This is a genomic window from Bradyrhizobium sp. LB8.2 (assembly GCF_040548035.1).
Lineage (GTDB): Bacteria > Pseudomonadota > Alphaproteobacteria > Rhizobiales > Xanthobacteraceae > Bradyrhizobium.
On record NZ_JBEPQV010000031.1, the window covers coordinates 53771 to 74303 of the forward strand.

Genomic DNA, 20533 nt, shown 5'->3' on the forward strand with positions numbered 1-20533 from the left:
TTCCCAGCGATTTTCGAAACGAAGCGGTTTGCTCCCGGAACGGGAACATAACGCGACAACGGACACAGCGCTGGACCTTTTGCGGATGTAGCAAGGAGGTTTTGGTCACTTTGAACCAATCTTCCGGCTAAATAATTGAATTTGCTTATAAATTAGGGGAGACGGCTTGATCGAGAGAAGCCTGTCAAGGGTTCGAATCCGTCCCGCAGATGCTGTTAAGCCGTTGATTTTATTATTTCTTTCTGTCGCACCGGGCCGTCGTCCTCAATGGGCTTTCCCGGCAGCGAGTCGAAGAGGGTGGCCTCTATTCCACGCTGCCGGCGCCGCGGCGCAAATCGGCCTCGATCTGCAAGCGCGTGCCGCCGCCGAAGCGAGCGCGGTAGACCTGAAGGTTCTCCATGATCCGCTGCACGTAGTTGCGCGTCTCGGAGAACGGGATCAGCTCGACCCAGTCGACCGCGTCGACCTTCGGGTCGCGCGGATCGCCGTAGCGATTGATCCACTTCTTCACACTGCCGCGGCCGGCATTATAGGCGGCAAAGGTCATGATGTAGGAGCCGCGATAATCCTCGAGCAGGCCGCCGAGCTCGGCCGAGCCGAGTGTGGCGTTGTAGACCGAATCGTTCTTCAGCCGCCCCAGATCGTAGGTCCCGCCGTGCCGTTTGCAGACATAGCGCGCGGCGTCCGGCGTCACCTGCATCAGCCCATAGGCCTGCGCCGGCGAGACGACTGAGGGGTTGAAGGCGCTCTCCTGCCGCGCGATGGCGTAGACGATGCTACGCTCGACCTCGGGGCCGATCGGCGTGAACTGCGGAATGCCATTGACGGGATAGGCATAGAAATCGAACGGCAGCCCGCGATTGAGCGCGGCCTTGCCGAGCAGCAGCATGCCGCGCGCGTCGCTGTAGCGCTGGGCGAGCTCGCCGAGGCCGGCAAGCGCTTCGGGATCGCCATTCTCGCCCATATCGGCGAGAACAGGCGCCGCCATCTCCCGCTCGTCGAGCTCGTAGAGCAGTTGCGCGGCGCGCACGATCTCCAGCCGTTCGGCGCCGCGGCCGCGTGGTTGGCTGTTGAGCTCGATCTGCGGCAGGCCGAGCTTGGCGCGTGCGAGCTGGCCGTAATAGCTGGTGGATTGCTCGGCTGCCCGCGCGTAGGCGTTGCGCGCCTCCTGCTGGCGGCCTGCCGCTTCGGCGGCGCGGCCCTGCCAATAGCCGGCGCGCGCCAGCGTGGTCGGATTGACGCTGCCGATCCCGATGCGGGCAAAATGCTGGGTGGCCGCCGCGGGATCGTTGAGGAAGCGTAGCGCGATCCAGCCGGCGGTGAATTCCTGCTCGGTCTTGTAGATGTCGCGCGAGGGCAGGGCCGCATCGCGCGCGATCAGATAGGCGGTGCGGAATTCCTCCGTGTCGATCATCTTGCGCGCCAGCAGGCGCCGCTCGATCCACCATTCGTCGAGATTGTAGAGCCGGCCCGGATCCTTCGGTGCCGACAGCATGAGCTGGGCGGCTTCTGCAAATTTCTCCTCGCGGCGCAGCAGCTGGATCTTGCTGAAGATGAAGCCGGGATCGCCATGCAGCTCGCGCGGCACGGCCTCGAGCAGCGCGCGTGCGTTCGGCGCTTTCCTGAGGGAGGCGATGCGGGCCTTGGCGAGGGCGACATAGCCGGCACCGAGGCGCTTTGCAGCACGCAGCGCGGCCTCGTTCTCGCTGCCGTAGAGCAGCGTGTCCATCCGCGCCTTCTGATCGCCGGGCGTCAGCAGCGCGCCGAACTGGTCGAGCGCGTTGTTCTCGGTGTCTTCCGACATCGCATCGCTGCGCCAGGCCTCGCGCACCAGACGTTCGGCGTTGGCGCGGTCGCCGCGCGCCAGCATCGCCTTGGCGAGCGTGAAGCGGCCCTTGGCGGACACGGGGGATTCATTCTCGAACCACGACCACGCGACTGAATCGTCGCGCCTGTCGTCCCACATCGCGGCCTCCAGACGCCGGCGCAGGAATGTCTGCGACGGCCAGCTCGGATTGGCGGACAGGAAGGCGCGGTAGCGCTCCACGGTCGCGCCATTATCCTCGCCGCGCAGGATGATCCATTCCGCGAGTTTTCGCGCCACGGGATCCGACATCGTGGCCGCGGCATTGGTGGCGTCGCCCGACTTGCGCTTGCGCACGAGCTCGATAACGGTCTCCAGCGTGTCCTTGTCGGCTTGCGACGTCGAGGAGGTCGCAGCAACCGCGGCCGGCGTGACCGGCTTGCGCGGCGCGGCATGCTGGCGGGTCGCCGGCGCCAGGACCGGAGCCGCGACGGGCTTGGCGGGGGTCGGGGCGGTCGGTCTGACGGTGGCCGTCACGGACGGCGCGGGTGCGGGTTTGGGGGGCGAACCGTTGGCGGTCGGCCTTGATTTTGGCGCGGCGGCCGCCGCAGGCCTGGGCTTGTCCTTCGCGGGTTGCTTGTCGGCGTTTTTGCCAGCATCCTTGCTGGCATTCGTGGCAGGCTTCTTCGCGGCATCCTTGGCGGGGGCGCTGGTCGCACCCTTGCTCGCGCCCTTGGCGCCGTCCTTGGCGGCGTCCTTCGAAGTTTCCTTGCCGGTTCCCTTGGACGATCCTTTTGCAGTGGTCCTGGCGGCTGGTTTCGCGGTGTCCTTCGCGGTATCCTTGGTCCCTTCCGCGGTCGTCTCATTGGACTTGGCCCAGGCGGCGCAGCCGACCGACAGCCCTGCCATCAGGCACACGGCCAGACCGGTCAATCGCCATGTGGCACGCGGAAAGGAGGTCATGGCGTTTCGTCCCCCGAATCAGTCAATTGGCTCAGACCCAGTTGTACAAGATTTGGCTGTATTTGATTGAATATGCGGACAAAATACCAACAGCCGCTTACCTTTGCCGGGTTTGCACCACCACAGCGGCAAAATCGCGGCCTAAACGGTGCGTCACACGGAGGCGGGTCTTTTACCGGCGGGATAGACCCGATATGAATGCGGCTTGCTCTCGAGATCGCCGCGTACGGAGGAGGAAGTCCATGGCAGCCAAGACGAAATTCCGGGGTTCGTTCACCGCCTTGGTCACGCCGTTCAAGAACGGCTCGCTGGACGAGTCGGCGTTCCGCTCCCTGGTCAACTGGCAGATTTCAGAGGGCACCAACGGCCTGGTCCCCGTCGGCACCACCGGCGAGAGCCCGACGCTGAGCCATGACGAGCACAAGAAGGTCGTCGAATGGTGCATCGAGGAAGCGAAGGGCCGCGTGCCCGTCGTCGCCGGGGCCGGCTCCAACTCGACCAAGGAGGCGATCGAGCTCGCCCAGCACGCCGAGAAGGCGGGCGCGAACGCGGTGCTGGTCGTAACGCCTTACTACAACAAGCCGACCCAGGAAGGCATGTACCAGCACTTCAAGGCGATCAACGACGCGATCGGGATTCCGATCATCATCTACAACATTCCGCCGCGCTCGGTGATCGACATGTCGGTCGACACCATGAAGCGGCTGTGGGAGCTGAAGAACATCGCCGGCGTCAAGGACGCCACTGCCAGCATGGTCCGCGTCTCGCAGCAACGCGCGGCGATGGGCGAGGAATTCAACCAGCTCTCCGGCGAGGATGCGACCATCCTCGGTTACATGGCCCATGGCGGCCATGGCTGCATTTCGGTGACTTCGAACGTCGCGCCGCGCCTGTGCTCGGAGTTCCAGGCTGCCTGGGCCAAGGGCGATCATGCCACTGCGCTGAAGCTGCACGACAAGCTGATGCCGCTGCACAACAACCTGTTCATCGAGAGCAACCCGGCGCCGATCAAGTACGCGCTGTCGCTGCTCGGCAAGCTGGACGAGACGCTGCGGCTGCCGATGGTGCCGGTCACCGAACCGACGCGCGTTGCCGTGCGCAGCGCCATGGTGCACGCCGGCCTGATCAACTGAGATCTGGGAATCCGCGCTGGCTGGTCCCGTGCGTGACATCGAAGGAAGGGGACGGATATGCTGAAGGAATTCCGCGAATTCGCAATGAAGGGCAACGTCGTCGATCTCGCCGTTGCCGTCATCATCGGCGCCGCCTTCGGTGCCATCGTGACGTCGATGGTCAACGACATCATCATGCCGATCATCGGTGCAGCCACCGGCGGCCTGGATTTCTCCAACTACTTCGTTGGACTCTCCAAGCAGGTCACGCAGACCAATCTTGTCGAAGCCAAGAAGCAGGGTGCGGTACTGGCCTATGGCAACTTCCTCACCTTGGTCGTGAACTTTGTCATCATCGCTTTCGTGCTGTTCATGGTCATCCGCACCATGAACCAGTTCAAGCGCAAGGACGAGGCCAAGCCCGCGGAGCCGCCGAAGCCGTCAGCGGAAGTCGCGCTCTTGACCGAGATCCGCGATCTCCTCAAGAAGTGACGCGCGCGCTTCATCCAAACTGTTAGCTTACGCGCGCATCTCGACCGGATCTGTCTGTCATGGCCGATAAGAACGAACGTCCTATCAAGGTCATGGCGGAGAATCGCAAGGCCCGCTTCAACTATGCGATCGAGGATACGGTCGAGGCGGGCATTGCGCTGACCGGCACCGAGGTCAAGTCGATCCGCAGCGGCAAGAGCACGATCGCGGAGTCCTACGCCGATTCCAGGGACGGCGAGATCTGGCTGATCAACGCCACCATTCCGGAATATCTCCAGGGCAACCGCTTCAATCACGAGCCGAAGCGGCCGCGCAAACTGCTGCTGCATCGCAAGCAAATCAACAAGCTGATGGGCGCGGTCGATCGTGAAGGCATGACGCTGATCCCGCTCAAGCTTTATTTCAACGAGCGCGGTCGCGCCAAACTGCAACTCGCGGTTGCAAAGGGCAAGAAGCTGCACGACAAGCGCGAAACCGAGAAGAAGCGCGATTGGAGCCGGGAGAAGGGCCGCCTGCTGCGGGCTAGGGGCTAGCGAGATGACTCAGAAAAACCTGCTTGAGGTCGACTGGAGCCGGATTCCCGCCCCCGCAGATGACGGCGGCGCGGCGCATCTGAAAGGCATGACGCTGCCCGCGATCAGCCTGCTCGCGACCGACGACACTTCGGTGACGCTGTCGGCGCTCTCCGGTCGCACCGTGGTGTTCGCCTATCCACGCACTGGCGAGCCCGGCAAAATCTCGCTCGTCGACGATTGGGACATGATTCCCGGCGCCCGCGGTTGCACGCCGCAGACCTGCGCGTTTCGCGATCTGTTCGCCGAACTGAAGGCCGCCGGCGCCGCGCAGGTGTTCGGCCTCTCGACCCAGAGCAACGCGTACCAGACCGAGATGGCCTCGCGGCTGCATCTGCCGTTCCCGGTGCTGTCGGACGAGAAGCTGGCGCTCACGCGCACCCTGAATTTGCCGACCATGGAGGTCGCAGGCCTCACGCTGATCAAGCGCCTGGCGTTGATCGTCGACGACGCAGAGATCACGCATGTGTTCTATCCGGTGTTCCCGCCCGACCGGAACGCCGGCGATGTCCTGGACTGGCTCCAGGCCAATCCGGCGAAGACCTAGTCGAGATCCGCCTTCACCTTCGCGAACACGGAGCGGAACATGTCCGGCGTCAGCACGCGGGTGTTCGTGTTGTAGCGCGAGCAGTGATAGCTGTCGTAGAGCCTGAACGCGCTGGCCTGGTGTACCGCGCCGTGGCCGAAGGGGGCTTGCGATGCCTTCAGGTTCAGCGGCTTGAGCACAGTGTCGTGCGCAATGCGTCCGAGGGCGACGATCGCGCGCAGGTTCGGCATCGTTGCGAGATTCGCCAAGAGAAACTGGCGGCAGGTGTGGATCTCGACCGGCAGCGGCTTGTTCTGCGGCGGCACGCAATGCACCGCATTGGCGATTCGGCAGTCGACCAGCTTCAGGCCGTCGTCGGGACGCGCCTGATATTTGCCCTTGGCGAAACCGTATTCGAGCAGCGTGGCGTAGAGCAGGTCGCCGGCATAATCGCCGGTGAAGGGACGGCCGGTGCGGTTGGCCCCCTGCATCCCCGGCGCGAGGCCGACGATCAGCAGGCGCGCCTTGATGTCGCCGAAAGGCGCAACCGGCGCATTGTGCCACAATGGCTCGCGCGCGCGGTTGGCCTCGCGAAAGGCAACCAGGCGCGGACAGAGCGGACAGTCACGGTCGGGGACGACTGTGAGGGGCGGGCGGCTTGGCCGCGCCGCCTCACTCGTCGAGGTCGTCATCGCCCCTCGGCGCCATCGTCGTCGCGCGCTGGAGGAATTGCGGGGCATGATGGCGCGGCTCGCGGTCACCGCGGTCACGCGGGGCGGGGCGTTCGGACGGGTCACGGCCGAGCTTGGCCTGCAGCTCGACGAGGTCGGTGAAGACGTCGGCCTGGCGGCGCAGCTCGTCGGCGATCATCGGCGGCTGGCTGGCGATCGTGGAAATCACGGTGACCCGCACGCCGCGGCGTTGAACGGCCTCGACAAGGGAGCGGAAGTCGCCGTCACCCGAGAACAGCACCATCTGGTCGATGTGTTCGGCGAGTTCCATGGCGTCCACGGCGAGCTCGATGTCCATGTTGCCCTTGACCTTGCGGCGGCCGGAGGCGTCGATGAACTCCTTGGTCGCTTTGGTCACGACCGTGTAGCCGTTGTAGTCCAGCCAGTCGATCAGGGGGCGGATCGAGGAGTATTCCTGATCCTCAATGATCGCGGTGTAGTAGAATGCCCGCGTCAGTGTCCCGCGGCTCTGAAATTCCTTCAGAAGGCGCTTGTAATCGATATCGAAGCCGAGAGTTTTCGCCGTCGCGTAGAGATTGGCTCCGTCGATGAAGAGCGCGATCTTGTCGGTAGAGGAAGGTGACATTCAGTTTGCTCGCGTAGAGTTCGTGATTGATCGTTTATTGTTGGCGCGGCGACAGCAAGCCGCGCAGTTCTAAAGTCCCGCCGAAACCCGTCGAAACCGCAAATCCGGAGAAGCCGGGGCAATCAAGGTATAGTTATGGCGGACTTGCATACACCCCGCGCCGCCCTCGATGGCAGCCCGGGAAACCACCCATCCCAGCCCCAATGTGGGCGTAGCAGAGCCGTTTGGCGAGGCCAAATTACAAATTGGCCTTGCGAAACCGTCCCGGCCCCTATAACTAGCGCCAATCATCCACATATTTCGTCCCACCCACAACGGAGCGACAGTCCATGGCTCGCGTCACCGTAGAAGATTGTATCGACAAGGTCGACAACCGGTTTGACCTGGTCCTGCTGGCCGCCCACCGTGCCCGCATGATTTCGTCTGGTTCACAACTAACGGTTGACCGCGATAACGACAAGAACCCTGTTGTGTCTTTGCGTGAAATTGCTGACTCGACCATCTCGCCGGAGGACCTCCGCGAGGAGCTGGTGCACTCGCTGCAGAAGTTCGTCGAAGTCGACGAGCCGGAGCCGGACACTGTGCCGCTGATCGGTTCCGCCGGTGCAAGCGTAGACGCGGACGATACCGAAGTCGCGGTCGAGCGCATGACGGAAGAGGAGCTCCTGAAGGGTCTCGAAGGCCTCGCGCCACCCGAGGAGCAGCCCGAGGAGGACGAGTAGATCGTCCCGTCGCAGTCATCGACTTCTTGTGATCTTGTCAAAGGCCCGAACCGTTGTTCGGGCCTTTGCTTTTGTTGGCGTTTTCGTGGTTACCATAGTGTTGTCGGTTCGCGCGGGGCCCTGTCACCGAATTGATCGGACACGCGCGCGATCGGAGCTAAGATGTATGCAACGGGCTGCTTCGTGGTCCGTTTGAAGGCAGGACGGCATGGTATATCGGCGTCGCACACAAACGCAGATGCAGGCCGCAACCGAATCGGTTGCCGTGGCCCCGACTGCGCCGGTGGCGCGTCCGGCGAAGTCCCGCGCGCGCATGATGCGTCAATACGACCTCGTCGAGCGCGTCAGGTCCTACAATCCCAACACTGACGAAGACCTGCTGAACCGCGCCTATGTCTACGCCATGAAGGCGCACGGCTCGCAGACCCGCGCCTCAGGCGACCCGTATTTCTCGCACCCGCTCGAAGTGGCGGCGATTCTCACCGATCTGAAGCTCGACGACGCAACCATCGTGGCTGCGTTGCTCCACGACACGATCGAGGACACCGAAGCGACGCGGGCCGAGATCGACCAGATCTTCGGGCCCGAGATCGGCGCGCTGGTCGAGGGTCTGACCAAGCTGAAGCGGCTGGAGCTGGTGTCGCGGGAGGCCAAGCAGGCCGAGAATCTGCGCAAATTGTTGCTGGCCATTGCCGACGACGTCCGCGTGCTGCTGGTGAAGCTCGCCGATCGCCTGCACAACATGCGCACGCTGGACTTCGTGCCGACGGAATCGCGACGGCGCATCGCCGAGGAGACGCTCGACATCTATGCGCCGCTGGCCGGGCGCATGGGCATGCAGGAAATGCGCGAGGAGCTGGAGGATATGTCCTTCCGGACTCTCGATCCCGAAGCCTATTCGGTGGTGATGCAGCGGCTCGATGCGCTCGCCGAGCGCAACCGCAATCTGATCGGCGAGATCGAGGCGCAGCTTTCCAACAATCTGCGGCACAGGGGCCTTGGCGCGCGGGTCTATGGCCGCAGCAAGAAGCCGTTCTCGATCTGGACCAAGATGGAGCGCAAGTCGGTCGGCTTCGAGCAATTGTCCGACATCTTCGGCTTTCGCCTCGTCGTCAACGACATCGAGTCCTGCTATCGCGCGCTCGGCATCGTCCACACCACCTGGCCGGTCGTACCTGGGCGTTTCAAGGATTACATCTCGACCCCGAAGCAAAACGACTACCGCTCGATCCACACCACCGTGATCGGCCCCGGCAACCAGCGCGTCGAGCTGCAGATCCGCACCGAGGCGATGGACCAGATCGCCGAGCGCGGCATCGCCGCGCACGTGTTCTACAAAGAGGGCGCCGGCTCGCCGACCGAGTTCCTCAAGCGCGAGTCCAACGCGTTCGCCTGGTTGCGCCACACCATCGGCATCCTCTCCGAAAGTGCGAACCCGGAGGAATTCCTTGAGCACACCAAGCTCGAGCTGTTCCACGACCAGGTGTTCTGTTTCACTCCGAAGGGCAAGCTGATCGCGCTGCCGCGCCATGCCAACGTGATCGACTTCGCCTATGCCGTGCACACCGACGTCGGCAACAGCGCGGTGGGCTGCAAGATCAACGGCCAGTTCGCGCCGCTGTCCTCGGAGCTCCAGAACGGCGATGAGGTCGAGGTGCTGACCTCGGAAGCACAAGCGGCGCCGCCGTCCGCCTGGGAAACGCTCGCGGTCACCGGCAAGGCGCGCGCCGCGATCCGCCGCGCCACCAGGACTGCGGTGCGCGATCAATATGTCGGTCTCGGCCGGCGCATCGTGGAACGCCTGTTCGAGCGCGCCAAGATCGAATACGCCGACGACAAGCTCAAGGGCGCGCTGCCGCGGCTCGCGCGGACCTCGATCGAGGACGTCATGGCGGCTGTGGGGCGCGGCGAGATCAAGGCCTCCCACGTCGCGCGTGCGATGTATCCCGACTACAAGGAGGAGCGCATTGCGCGCTACGGCGTCAAGAAGGGGCTTGCCGCCAAGTTCAAGGAGAAGTCGTCGGAACCGCCGCGCAGCCCGGTCGCGATCCCGATCCGCGGCATCAATTCCGACCTGCCGGTGAAGTTCGCGCCGAACGGCGGCGCCGTGCCCGGTGACCGCATCGTCGGCATCGTCACGCCGGGCGAGGGCATCACCATCTACCCGATCCAGGCGCCGGCCCTGAAGGATTTCGAGGAAGAGCCGGAGCGCTGGCTCGACGTCCGCTGGGACATCGAGGACTCCGCGCCGCAGCGCTTCCCGGCCCGCATCAGGGTCGAGAACGTCAACGAGCCCGGCGCGCTGGCGCAGATCGCGACCGTGATTGCCGAGCACGACGGCAACATCGACAACATCAGCATGCAGCGCCGCTCACCGGACTTCACGGAGACGACGATCGATCTCGAAGTCTACGATCTGAAGCATTTGAGTGCGATCCTGGCCCAGCTGCGCGCGAAGGCGGTCGTCGCCCGCGTCGAACGTGTTAATGGATAGACGCTTTCCGTCTTGGTCTGTCCTATGGTTCCGTGAGTCCTGAAATGCCTGCACCTCCGCTCCGCCTCGGCGTCAATGTCGACCATGTCGCGACCCTGCGTAACGCGCGCGGCGGCCGCAATCCAGATCCGGTGCGCGCCGCACTGCTGGCGATCGAGGCTGGCGCCGACGGCATCACCGCTCACTTGCGCGAGGATCGCCGGCACATCCGCGACGAGGACATGGCGCGGCTGAAAGCCGAAATCTCCAAGCCGCTCAATTTCGAGATGGCAGCGACCGACGACATGATGCGCATCTCGCTCGCCACCAAGCCGCACGCGGTGTGCCTCGTGCCGGAGCGGCGCCAGGAGGTGACGACCGAGGGCGGGCTCGACGCGGTCGGTCAGCACAACGCGCTGGCGCCCTATATCGCGCGGCTGAACGATGCCGGCATCCGGGTGTCGCTGTTCATCGCCGCCGATCCCGCCCAGATCGAGATGGCGGCGCGGCTGCGCGCGCCCGTGATCGAGATCCACACCGGCGCCTGGTGCGACGCCGTCGTCGACGGCCACACCGACAAGGCCGAGGCCGAATGGCGGCGGATCGTGGCGGGCGTAAAGCTGGCGAAGCAAGCAGGGCTGGAGATTCACGCCGGACACGGGCTCGACTATGCCACGGCGGAGACGATCGCGGCCCTGCCGGAGATCATGGAGCTCAACATCGGCTACTACATGATGGGCGAAGCGCTGTTCGTCGGTCTCGCCGAGACGGTGCGCAACATGCGCGCAGCGATGGACCGCGGCCGGAGCCGGGCATGATCATCGGCATCGGCTCCGATCTGATCGACATCACCCGCGTCGGCAAGGTGATCGAGCGCCATGGCGAGCGCTTCCTCGATCGCATCTTCACCGCGGCCGAGCGAGCCAAGGCGGAGCGGCGCGCCAAGAACGAGAAGATGGTTGTGGCGACCTACGCCAAGCGCTTCGCCGCCAAGGAGGCCTGCTCCAAGGCGCTCGGCACCGGCATAAGGCGCGGCGTGTGGTGGCGCGACATGGGGGTGGTCAACCTGCCGGGAGGACGGCCAACCATGCAATTGACGGGCGGGGCGCTGGCCCGGCTCCAGGCCCTGACGCCGGAGGGGTTCGAGGCACAGATCGACCTGTCGATCACCGATGACTGGCCGTTGGCCCAGGCCTTCGTCGTCATTTCCGCCGTGCCGCTGGCCAATCCCTGACCGGTCTCCCGCGATTTTATAATTATCATTAAAAATCAAATACTTATCCAGTTTTGATGCGTTCCTTGATTGCGTGGCCTCCGACAACCGTCTAAAAGTCGGCGGACGCAAATCAGCCTGGGCGAATTCGGCTTTACGCCGGAATTGGCTCTCATTATCAGAATCAGGACAATCTCCTTGGGACGCGAACCGACGGGCCGTTCGCGGGAGGGGGGCGCGCTTTGGATCGCCGGCCGGAATTGAGAGAGCAATGAGCGTGACTTCAGGGACCAAAACTGAGACCGGCGTGGGCGAAACCATCCGGGTCGTGATCCACGCCCTCTTGATCGCGCTCGTGATCCGCACCTTCCTGTTCCAGCCGTTCAACATCCCATCCGGCTCGATGAAGGCGACCCTGCTGGTCGGCGACTATCTGTTCGTCTCGAAATATTCCTACGGCTACAGCCACTACTCGATCCCGTTCTCGCCGCCGCTGTTTTCGGGGCGGATCTGGGGCTCGGACCCGAGCCGCGGCGACATCGTCGTATTCCGCCTGCCGAAGGACGACTCCACCGACTACATCAAGCGCGTGATAGGGCTTCCCGGCGACCACATCCAGATGCGGGACGGTCTGCTCTACATCAACGACACGCCGGTCGAGCGGCAGCGCATGAGCGAATTTGTCGGCGAGGATCCCTGCGGTTCGGAAGGCGGCGGCGTCTCCCGGGTGAAGCGCTGGAAGGAGACGCTGCCGAACGGCGTGTCCTATGAGACGTTGGACTGCGCCGACAACGGCTACGTGGACAACACCAACGTCTACACCGTGCCGACCGGCCACTTCTTCATGATGGGCGACAACCGCGACAACTCCACCGACAGCCGCTTCCTCGGCCAGGTCGGCTACGTGCCGCAGGAGAACCTGATCGGGCGCGCCCAGATGATCTTCTTCTCGATCGCCGAAGGCGAGCATGCCTGGATGTTCTGGCGCTGGCCGTGGGCGGTGCGCTGGAATCGCTTCTTCAAAATCGTCCGATGAAAGACGAAGTCAAGGACATCGCGACCCACCCGATCGAGGCGCAAGCGGGCCCCGACGGCGAAGCTGCGGCCAACACCCTTGAAATCAAGACGCCTGCAAAGAAGAAGCGGGTGCGGAGCAGCAAGACCAAGGGCCCGGATGCGAACGCGGCGCTCGAGGCCCGCATCGGCCACAGTTTCGCCGATCCGAACCTCTTGATGCAGGGCATCACGCATGTCTCGGCGCTGAAGTCCGGGCGCAAGCGTGGCGACAGCTATCAGCGGCTGGAATTCCTCGGCGACCACGTGCTCGGACTTGTCGTCTCCGACATGCTCTATCACGCGTTCCCGAACGCCGACGAAGGCGAGATGTCCAAGCGACTTGCCGAACTGGTGCGCAAGGAGAGCTGCGCCGACGTCGCCAAGTCGCTCGGTCTCCTCGACGACATCAAGCTCGGCTCGGTCGGTCCTAGTGCCGACGCGCGCCTGCGCAAGAGCGTGCTCGGCGACATCTGCGAGGCCGTGATCGGCGCCGTCTTCCTCGACGGCGGCTACGCGGCGGCGTCCGAGTTCGTCAAGCGCAACTGGACCGAACGCATGCACAAGCCGCGGCGTCCCTTGCGCGATCCCAAGACCGTTCTGCAGGAATGGGCGCAGGGCAAGGGACTGCCGACGCCGGTCTACCGCGAGGTCGAGCGCACCGGTCCGCATCACGATCCGGAGTTTCGTGTCGCGGTGGACCTGCCGGGGTTGGCGTCGGCCGAAGGCACCGGCGGCAGCAAGCGCGCAGCGGAGAAGGTAGCGGCTTCAGTGATGATCGAACGCGAAGGTGTTGGCGGCGGCAATGACGGTTGAAACAAGCGGCGAGGCGCCCGCCGCAACGAGCTGCGGCTTTGTCGCGCTGATCGGCGCCCCGAACGTCGGAAAGTCCACGCTGGTCAATGCGCTGGTCGGGGCCAAGGTCACGATCGTCTCGCGCAAGGTGCAGACCACGCGGGCGCTGATCCGCGGCATCGTGATCGAGAACAACGCGCAGATCATCCTGGTCGATACGCCCGGCATCTTCCTGCCCAAGCGCCGGCTCGACCGCGCCATGGTCTCGACCGCCTGGAGCGGCGCGCATGACGCCGACCTCGTCTGCGTGCTGCTGGATGCCAAGGCCGGTATCGACGAGGAAGCCGAGGCGATCCTCACCAAGGTCGCGAGCGTCAAGCACGAGAAGATTCTGGTCATCAACAAGGTGGATCTGGTCCAGCGCGAGAAGCTGCTGGCACTGGCGCGGGCGGCCAACGAGCGCATGGCCTTCGCGAAGACCTTCATGATCGCGGCGATCTCCGGCGACGGCGTCGACGACCTCAGGCATACTCTGGCCGAGATCGTGCCGCCGGGGCCGTTCCTCTATCCCGAAGACCAGATGTCGGACGCGCCGATGCGGCAGCTTGCGGCCGAGATCACGCGCGAGAAGATCTTTCGCAAGCTGCACCAGGAATTGCCCTACCAGTCCACGGTCGAGACCGACAAGTGGGAGGAGCGCAAGGACAAGTCGGTCCGCATCGAGCAGACGATCTTCGTCGAGCGCGAGAGCCAGCGCAAGATCGTGCTTGGCGCGGGCGGCGCGACGATCAAGTCGATTGGCGCGGACTCACGCAAGGAGATCGGCGAGATCCTCGGTGTGCCGGTGCATCTGTTCCTGTTCGTCAAGGTGCGCGAGAACTGGGGCGATGATCCCGATCGCTACCGCGAGATGGGCCTGGAATTTCCCAAAGAATAACCAAGAAAAGATCGGTCACCGATGAGCGTACCCGGCAACGTACGGCGCTTCGAAGCGTTGCTCTATGCATCCTTGATGCTGGATGCCCTGTCGGTCGCGGTGCAGGACCGCACGCCGAATGCCGAGATGACCGAGCAGATGATCATGACGGCGACGCTGCTCGCCGGCGGCATGATCCTGCTGCTGGTCTATTTCGTCTGGCTCGCTGCACGCTGGCGCAAGAACTGGCCGCGATGGGTGCTGGCGGCAGCGCTCGTGCTGTCGGTGATCTCGCTCGGCCAGATCATCGGCGAGAAGGGCATGGAACTCGACAGCGCCATCGAGATCATCTCCTGCGTGCTGACGGCGATGGGATTGTATTTCTCGTTCAGCGGAGATGCACAGGGCTGGTTCAACGCGTGAGGATTCGCCGCTTTGCGCGGTTGATCAAATTGGTGGGCACGCTTCGCTTTGCCTACCCTACGATCGCCTGAAATGCGCTAGACTCCGCACATGGAATGGACCGACGAAGGCATCGTGCTGGGTGTGCGGCGGCATGGCGAGAGTAGCTCCATCGTCGAGCTGCTGACGCGTGCGCACGGCCGCCATCTCGGTCTCGTCCGCGGCGGAGCCGGCTCGCGGATGCGGCCGCTGCTGCAGCCCGGCAACAGCCTCAGCGTGGTGTGGCGGGCGCGGCTCGACGAGCATCTCGGCACCTATGCCATCGAGGGCCTCAAGCTGCGCGCGGCGACGCTGCTGACATCCCCCCATGGCGTCTATGGCATCACCCATCTCGCCTCGATTGCGCGGTTGCTGCCGGAGCGCGATCCGCACGAAAACATCTTGGCGCAGCTCGAGCATTCGCTCGACGATTTCGACGACATCGGCGGCGCCGCCGTGCACCTGATCCATTTCGAGCTGGCGATGCTCGCCGCGCTCGGCTTCGGGCTTGCGCTGGAAAACTGCGCGGTGACCGGGGAGACTACCGACCTGATCTATGTCTCGCCGAAATCAGGCGGCGCGGTGTCACGCGGCGCGGGCGAGCCGTGGCGGGATCGGTTGTTGCGGCTGCCGCCGTTTTTGCGTCGTGGCGAAGCCGCGAGCGACGTCACCGACCAGGATCTTCAGGACGGCCTTCGGTTGACTGGGCTGTTCCTGCTGCGCCATGTGCTGGAGCCGCGGGGGCAGGGCCATTCCGACGCGCGGGCAGGCTTCATCAACGCGCTGACGAGACAGCAGGCGAAGGCCGTGATTCCCGCGCCATGAGGCTGGCGCGGCTCTGCATTGCCCCAATAGGGCAGCCGTCATTGGAACCAAACCGGGTTTCCTGGACTTGCCCTCGGGGTTCCAACCGGGGATAGCCTCATGCTGATCAAGGGATTTGTGATATCGGCAGCGCTTGTCACGCTGGCGCCGGACGCCCTCGCAGGTGAGCAACCCGGCGTCTTTCGCCGCGCCTCCTGCACCGTCGTCAGGTTTTATGTGGCTAAATATTCCGCTGCAGCGGCAGAGGGATGGGCGCGGTCCAAGGGCGCGACGGAGGCCGACATCGAGACGGCGCGGCGGTGCCTGACCAATGCCCCGGCCACCACGCAGGCTAAAAACGCGCAACCCACCCAGACCTTCACCGCAGGCTGGGCCGGCCGGTAGGCCGCCCACAGGGAACCAATCGATCCTTGCCCGATTCGCTTCCACGGTTTAACCGGGCGGCATGGGAAAACGATTGATTCCGCCGGCGGAACCGGCCGAAATTCACGAGGTGCCTCTGCGTGAGGCGCTGGAAGAGCGCTATCTTGCGTACGCGCTTTCCACCATCATGCACCGCGCGCTGCCCGATGCCCGCGACGGCCTGAAGCCGGTGCACCGGCGCATCCTGTACGGCATGCGCCTGCTCCGGCTCGACCCCGGCACGGCGTTCAAGAAATCCGCCAAAATCGTCGGCGACGTGATGGGCTCGTTCCATCCGCATGGCGACCAGGCGATCTACGACGCCATGGTCCGCCTCGCGCAGGACTTCTCCTCGCGCTATCCGCTTGTCGACGGCCAGGGCAATTTCGGCAATATCGACGGCGATAATCCCGCTGCCTACCGCTACACCGAAGCGCGGATGACCGACGTCGCGCGGCTTCTGCTCGACGGCATCGACGAGGACGGGGTCGAGTTCCGCCCTAATTACGACGGCCAGTCGAAAGAGCCCGTCGTGCTGCCCGGCGGCTTCCCGAACCTGCTCGCCAATGGCGCGCAGGGTATCGCGGTCGGCATGGCGACGTCGATCCCGCCGCACAACGCCGCCGAGCTCTGCGAAGCCGCGCTGCATCTGATCGAGAAGCCCGACGCGAAATCCAAGGCGCTGCTGAAATGGGTCAAGGGCCCGGATTTCCCGACCGGCGGCATCTGCGTCGATTCCAAGCAGGCGATCGCTGAAGCCTATACCACCGGCCGCGGCTCGTTCCGCGTCCGCTCCCGATGGGAGCAGGAAGAGGGCGCACGCGGCACCTGGGTCGTCGTCGTCACCGAGATACCCTTTCTGGTGCAGAAGTCGCGCCTGATCGAGAAGATCGCCGAGCTGCTGGACCAGAAGAAGCTGCCGCTGGTCGGAGACATCAGGGACGAGTCGGCCGAAGACGTCCGTGTCGTGATCGAGCCGAAGTCGAAGAATGTCGATCCGGCGCTGATGATGGAATCGCTGTTCCGGCTGACGGAGCTCGAAAACAAGATTCCGCTGAACCTCAACGTGCTGATCAAGGGCCGCGTGCCCAAGGTGGTGGGGCTCGCGGAGTGCCTGCGCGAATGGCTTGACCATCTGCGCGACGTGCTGATCCGTCGGACCAACCATCGCAAGGCCGAGATCGAGCGCCGGCTGGAGATTCTCAGCGGCTTACTGATTGCCTATCTGAACATCGACGAGGTGATCAGGATCATCCGCAACGAGGACGAGCCGAAGCCGGCGCTGATCAAGGCGTTCAAGCTCACCGAAGTGCAGGCCGAAGCCATCCTCAACATGCGGCTGCGAAGCCTGCGCAAGCTCGAGGAAATGGAGATCCGCAGCGAGGACAAGGATCTGCGCAAAGAGCTGAAGGGCATCGAGGGACTGCTGGCGTCCGAACCCGAGCAGTGGAAGAACGTCGCCGAGCAGGTTGGCAAGGTCCGCGACATGTTCGGGCCGAAGACCCCGCTCGGCAAGCGCCGCACCACCTTTGCGGACGCGCCCGAGCACGATCTCGCCGCCATGGAGGAGGCTTTGGTCGAGCGCGAGCCGGTGACGGTCGTCGTCTCCGACAAGGGCTGGATCCGCACCCTCAAGGGCCATGTCGAGGATCTCTCGGGGCTGGCCTTCAAGCAGGACGACAAGCTCGGGTTCGCGTTCTTCGCGGAAACGACCTCGAAGCTGCTGCTGTTCGCCACCAACGGAAAATTCTACTCGCTCGATGTTGCAAAACTTCCGGGCGGCCGCGGTCATGGCGAGCCGATCCGCCAGTTCATCGATCTCGAGCCGGAGGCCGCGCCGGTCACGCTGTTCGTTAACAAGGGCGGACGCAAATTCCTGGTCGCGAGCCACGAGGGCCAGGGCTTCGTCGTCAACGAGGACGATTGCGTCGGCACCACCAAGAAGGGCAAGCAGGTCCTCAACGTGGACATGCCGAACGAGGCGTGCGCGATCACCGAGGTGCTCGGCAACACTGTCGCGGTGATCGGCGAGAACCGCAAGATGCTGGTCTTCCCGCTCGACCAGACGCAGGAGATGCCACGCGGCCGCGGCGCACGACTGCAGAAGTACAAGGACGGCGGCCTTTCGGACATCGCGGTGTTCGACGCCAAGGCGGGGCTGACCTGGAAGGATTCCGCTGGCCGCGAATTCTCGGCGACGATGAAGGAACTGGCCGAGTGGCAAGGCACCCGCGCAGACGCCGGCCGCCTGGCGCCGAAGGGTTTCCCGAAATCGAACAAGTTCGGCAAGGTGATCGGGTAGCTCGACTTTCAAACGGGAGGTGCGGTTTGTTGATTCGCAAATCGCGCACCTCCTAACGTTTGATTGCGATTTCGTCCTTTGTGCCGACAAACGCAGCATTTCCCGCGGCGTGCTGTTGCCGTTTGAACACGCCGAAAGGCTTTCGCGATTCGCTCGTTCAACGAGAGATAGCGAATCACGAATCTCCGTGATTCCATCTGCACCAGATATTTTGAGAATTTCGTTGGGGGCTGGGAATGGGGCCGGGATCGAACACGGTGTTGCGTCCGCCGCGCTGCCTGCTTCTATGTAGCGTCTCGCTCATCGCATTGTCCGGTTCAGCGCTCGCTGCGGACTTGCCCGTGGCCAGGTTGGCGCCGGCGCTCGCCGCGTCCTGGGCGGGCTTCTATCTCGGCGTCCACGGCGGCTATGGTTGGGGGCGCGACGACTTCTCACAGTCGGAAGCGTTTGCGCTGGCGACGCCGCAATCGGTCAACGGCATCCGCGGGAAAGGCGCCGTCTACGGCGCGCAGGCCGGCTACAATTGGCAATTTGGCCGCGCCGTCACCGGACTCGAGTTCGATTTCTCGGCGACCGACATCAAGGGCAGCAACGCGGTCAGCCAGCTCCTCGGCGGGACCGACGCGACGACCATCACCCTCAGCGAGAAGGCGCAATATCTCGGCAGCGTTCGCAGCCGCCTCGGTTGGCTGCCGGCCGACAATGTGCTGCTGTATGGGACCGCAGGCCTCGCCTGGGAGCGGCTCGACTCCACATCGCAGACATTGCAGACCTCGACTGCGCCGGTCAGTGCCACGCTGTCGTCCATCCGCACGCCGACCGACAGGTTCGGCTGGGTCGCCGGCGCTGGTGTCGAGGCAATGCTGGGCAGCCCGAACTGGATCGGCCGCATTGAATATCTGCATTATGATTTCGGCCAGATCGCGGACTCGTCTGCGATCACCGCTGCGATCGGCCAGGTGAACTCGACGTCGGGATCGCAGACCATCGACCTGGTTCGCGTCGGCGTGTCCTACAAGTTTGGCGAGCAGGCGCGTCTCGCGCCGGTGCCTTACGTCAAGGCGCCCGTGATGGCATCGGCGCGCAACGGCTGGGCCGGGTTCTATGCGGGTGCCCATGGTGGCTATGGCTGGGGCGATGATCCCGCGACCTTGCCGCTGCCGCTGCTCGACTTTGCACCGGATGGCGCACTGACCGGCGCAAAGTCGCAAGGCTGGGTCGCCGGCGGTCAGTTCGGCCACAACTGGCAATATGATCGCGTGGTCGCCGGCCTCGAGGCCGACCTCAGCGCGGCCGACATCAAGGGCAGCACCTCGACAGCTTCGATCGCGGTTCCTGGCTTCGCCTCGACGCTGAAGTTTGACGAGAAGGTGAAATATCTCGGTACCGTGCGCGGCCGTCTCGGCTGGACGCCGATCGACACCTTACTGCTGTACGGTACCGCCGGCCTCGGCTGGGAACGGCTGGAGATCTCCCAGGTGCAGCAGGACACCACCGCGACGGGCGTCACCACCACGCGGACGGCCACACCGAGCGACCGCTTCGGCTGGGTTGCAGGTGTGGGGGGCGAGATGATGCTCGGCAGCAGCAACTGGATCGGGCGGCTGGAATATCTGCACTACGATTTCGGCCGCGTCCGTTCCGATTCAAGCCTGGTTTCCGTCTCGCCGCCGCTCGCGAATTTTGCTGCGGCGACCGCGATCGGCCATCAAACCGTCGATCTCGTGCGCGCGGGCGTGTCCTACAAGTTCGGACCGGACGCGGCTTTGCCGGTGTCTGCGCTTGCCTACGCCAAGGCGGGCCCGGCGCCATCGCTGCAAAGCTGGTCCGGCTTCTATCTTGGCGCCCATGGCGGCTATGGCTGGAAGCAGAACGATTTTTCGAACGCCTCCCTGCTTGGCGGGGTCACCATCGGCGATATCAGGTCGAAAGGCTGGCTCGGCGGCGGCCAGGCCGGCTACAACTGGCAGTATGCGAGCGTCGTTGCGGGTGTCGAGATCGACGGCAGCACTACCGGTATCAAGGGCTCGACGCCAACCGTGCTCGCGGGCACCATCAGCGACACGCTGTCGGACAACGTCAAATACCTGGGCACGTTGCGCGGGCGTCTCGGCTGGACACCCTCGAGTGGTTGGCTTCTCTATGCCACCGGCGGTCTCGCGTTCGAACGTGCGCACCGCATCGATAGCTCGGCCAACTCGGCCCCCAGCCCGGTCACGGCCGCTGTGATCGAGACGGCGCGCAATCATTTCGGGATGGCCGCCGGCGCCGGTGTCGAGACCTTCCTCGGCAACTCAAACTGGATCGGCCGCATCGAATATCTGCACTACGATTTCGGCACAGTAGAAGCGACCAGCAACATCACGACCACTGAGCCAGGCGGCACGCCCACCACGGATCGAGGCGGCCGACAGACCATCGATACCATTCGCGCCGGCCTGTCCTACAAGTTCACGCCATAGAGCTCGGCTCAGATCGCCCGACCAGCCGCAAGGCCACTGCCGCGCCTGCAAATTATCGTCGCCGGCGATTTCCGTCCTATCTTTTCATACGACGCAACGCGCGGCGGGTGAGGCCGGATCGTCGCTCGCCCAGCCCGCCGCCT

The 20533-nt window shown here is 64.2% G+C and carries 19 protein-coding genes; 16 read left to right on the forward strand and 3 right to left on the reverse strand.

The annotated features are described in order from the left end of the window. Positions 1-304: 304 nt before the first annotated feature. Positions 305-2767, reverse strand: coding sequence for a transglycosylase SLT domain-containing protein (locus tag ABIB06_RS30050; protein WP_354051640.1), 2463 nt, complete (start codon positions 2765-2767; stop codon positions 305-307). 242 nt (positions 2768-3009) lie between these two features. Between ABIB06_RS30050 and dapA the strand changes: the two genes are divergently transcribed. From dapA to ABIB06_RS30070, 4 genes are read left to right on the forward strand one after another with little or no spacing between them, the layout of a single operon-like run. Next, positions 3010-3900, forward strand: coding sequence for a 4-hydroxy-tetrahydrodipicolinate synthase (gene dapA / locus ABIB06_RS30055; RefSeq protein WP_247340605.1), 891 nt, complete (start codon positions 3010-3012; stop codon positions 3898-3900). Positions 3901-3957: 57 nt separating this feature from the next. Then, complete coding sequence (gene mscL, locus ABIB06_RS30060; protein ID WP_247340604.1) at positions 3958-4371, forward strand: large conductance mechanosensitive channel protein MscL; 414 nt, start codon at positions 3958-3960, stop codon at positions 4369-4371. A 59-nt stretch (positions 4372-4430) separates the two neighbouring features. Continuing rightward, entirely contained in the window at positions 4431-4904 is a 474-nt protein-coding gene (smpB, locus tag ABIB06_RS30065) for an SsrA-binding protein SmpB (protein WP_247340603.1), read from the forward strand. Positions 4905-4908: 4 nt separating this feature from the next. Next, the gene (locus tag ABIB06_RS30070) at positions 4909-5490 is read left to right on the forward strand and encodes a peroxiredoxin (RefSeq protein ID WP_247340601.1); all 582 of its coding nucleotides are present in this window, start codon (positions 4909-4911) and stop codon (positions 5488-5490) included. On the opposite strand, the gene ABIB06_RS30075 is transcribed toward ABIB06_RS30070, so the two are convergent. Further along, on the reverse strand, positions 5487-6161 hold the full coding sequence (locus tag ABIB06_RS30075) for a uracil-DNA glycosylase (RefSeq protein ID WP_354051641.1): 675 nt from the start codon (positions 6159-6161) through the stop codon (positions 5487-5489). The two genes, ABIB06_RS30070 and ABIB06_RS30075, sit on opposite strands and share 4 nt — an antisense overlap. After that, on the reverse strand, positions 6142-6786 hold the full coding sequence (locus ABIB06_RS30080; RefSeq protein WP_354051643.1) for a LabA-like NYN domain-containing protein: 645 nt from the start codon (positions 6784-6786) through the stop codon (positions 6142-6144). The genes ABIB06_RS30075 and ABIB06_RS30080 overlap by 20 nt, the downstream gene beginning before the upstream one ends. Before the next feature lie 329 nt (positions 6787-7115). Between ABIB06_RS30080 and rpoZ the strand changes: the two genes are divergently transcribed. The 12 genes from rpoZ to ABIB06_RS30140 all read left to right on the forward strand — a co-directional run bounded on the left by rpoZ (position 7116) and on the right by ABIB06_RS30140 (position 20390). Next, complete coding sequence (rpoZ, locus tag ABIB06_RS30085; protein ID WP_024512695.1) at positions 7116-7508, forward strand: DNA-directed RNA polymerase subunit omega; 393 nt, start codon at positions 7116-7118, stop codon at positions 7506-7508. A gap of 208 nt (positions 7509-7716) precedes the next feature. Next, positions 7717-10002, forward strand: coding sequence for a RelA/SpoT family protein (locus tag ABIB06_RS30090; RefSeq protein WP_354051646.1), 2286 nt, complete (start codon positions 7717-7719; stop codon positions 10000-10002). Between the two features lie 44 nt (positions 10003-10046). After that, positions 10047-10799 (forward strand): pyridoxine 5'-phosphate synthase, encoded by a 753-nt coding sequence (locus ABIB06_RS30095; RefSeq protein ID WP_354051648.1) that lies wholly within the window; start codon positions 10047-10049, stop codon positions 10797-10799. After that, positions 10796-11215 carry a holo-ACP synthase gene (acpS, locus tag ABIB06_RS30100; RefSeq protein ID WP_354051650.1) on the forward strand — a complete coding sequence of 140 codons (420 nt, stop codon included), beginning with the start codon at positions 10796-10798 and terminating at the stop codon, positions 11213-11215. Before ABIB06_RS30095 ends, acpS begins: the two co-directional genes overlap by 4 nt. 250 nt (positions 11216-11465) lie before the next feature. Further along, on the forward strand, positions 11466-12230 hold the full coding sequence (gene lepB / locus ABIB06_RS30105) for a signal peptidase I (protein WP_354051652.1): 765 nt from the start codon (positions 11466-11468) through the stop codon (positions 12228-12230). Continuing rightward, entirely contained in the window at positions 12227-13063 is an 837-nt protein-coding gene (gene rnc / locus ABIB06_RS30110) for a ribonuclease III (protein WP_354051654.1), read from the forward strand. Before lepB ends, rnc begins: the two co-directional genes overlap by 4 nt. Next, positions 13053-13979, forward strand: coding sequence for a GTPase Era (gene era / locus ABIB06_RS30115; protein ID WP_354051655.1), 927 nt, complete (start codon positions 13053-13055; stop codon positions 13977-13979). Before rnc ends, era begins: the two co-directional genes overlap by 11 nt. Positions 13980-14000: 21 nt before the next feature. Then, positions 14001-14381: a hypothetical protein gene (locus ABIB06_RS30120; RefSeq protein ID WP_354051656.1), complete on the forward strand. Its 381-nt coding sequence runs from the start codon at positions 14001-14003 to the stop codon at positions 14379-14381. A gap of 90 nt (positions 14382-14471) precedes the next feature. After that, positions 14472-15224, forward strand: a complete 753-nt coding sequence (recO, locus tag ABIB06_RS30125) for a DNA repair protein RecO (protein WP_354051658.1) — start codon at positions 14472-14474, stop codon at positions 15222-15224. Positions 15225-15323: 99 nt separating this feature from the next. After that, on the forward strand, positions 15324-15608 hold the full coding sequence (locus ABIB06_RS30130; RefSeq protein WP_354051659.1) for a hypothetical protein: 285 nt from the start codon (positions 15324-15326) through the stop codon (positions 15606-15608). Positions 15609-15669: 61 nt separating this feature from the next. Then, positions 15670-17928: a DNA topoisomerase IV subunit A gene (gene parC / locus ABIB06_RS30135; RefSeq protein ID WP_354051661.1), complete on the forward strand. Its 2259-nt coding sequence runs from the start codon at positions 15670-15672 to the stop codon at positions 17926-17928. A 341-nt stretch (positions 17929-18269) separates the two neighbouring features. Beyond that, the gene (locus ABIB06_RS30140) at positions 18270-20390 is read left to right on the forward strand and encodes an outer membrane protein (RefSeq protein ID WP_354051662.1); all 2121 of its coding nucleotides are present in this window, start codon (positions 18270-18272) and stop codon (positions 20388-20390) included. Positions 20391-20533: the final 143 nt, after the last annotated feature.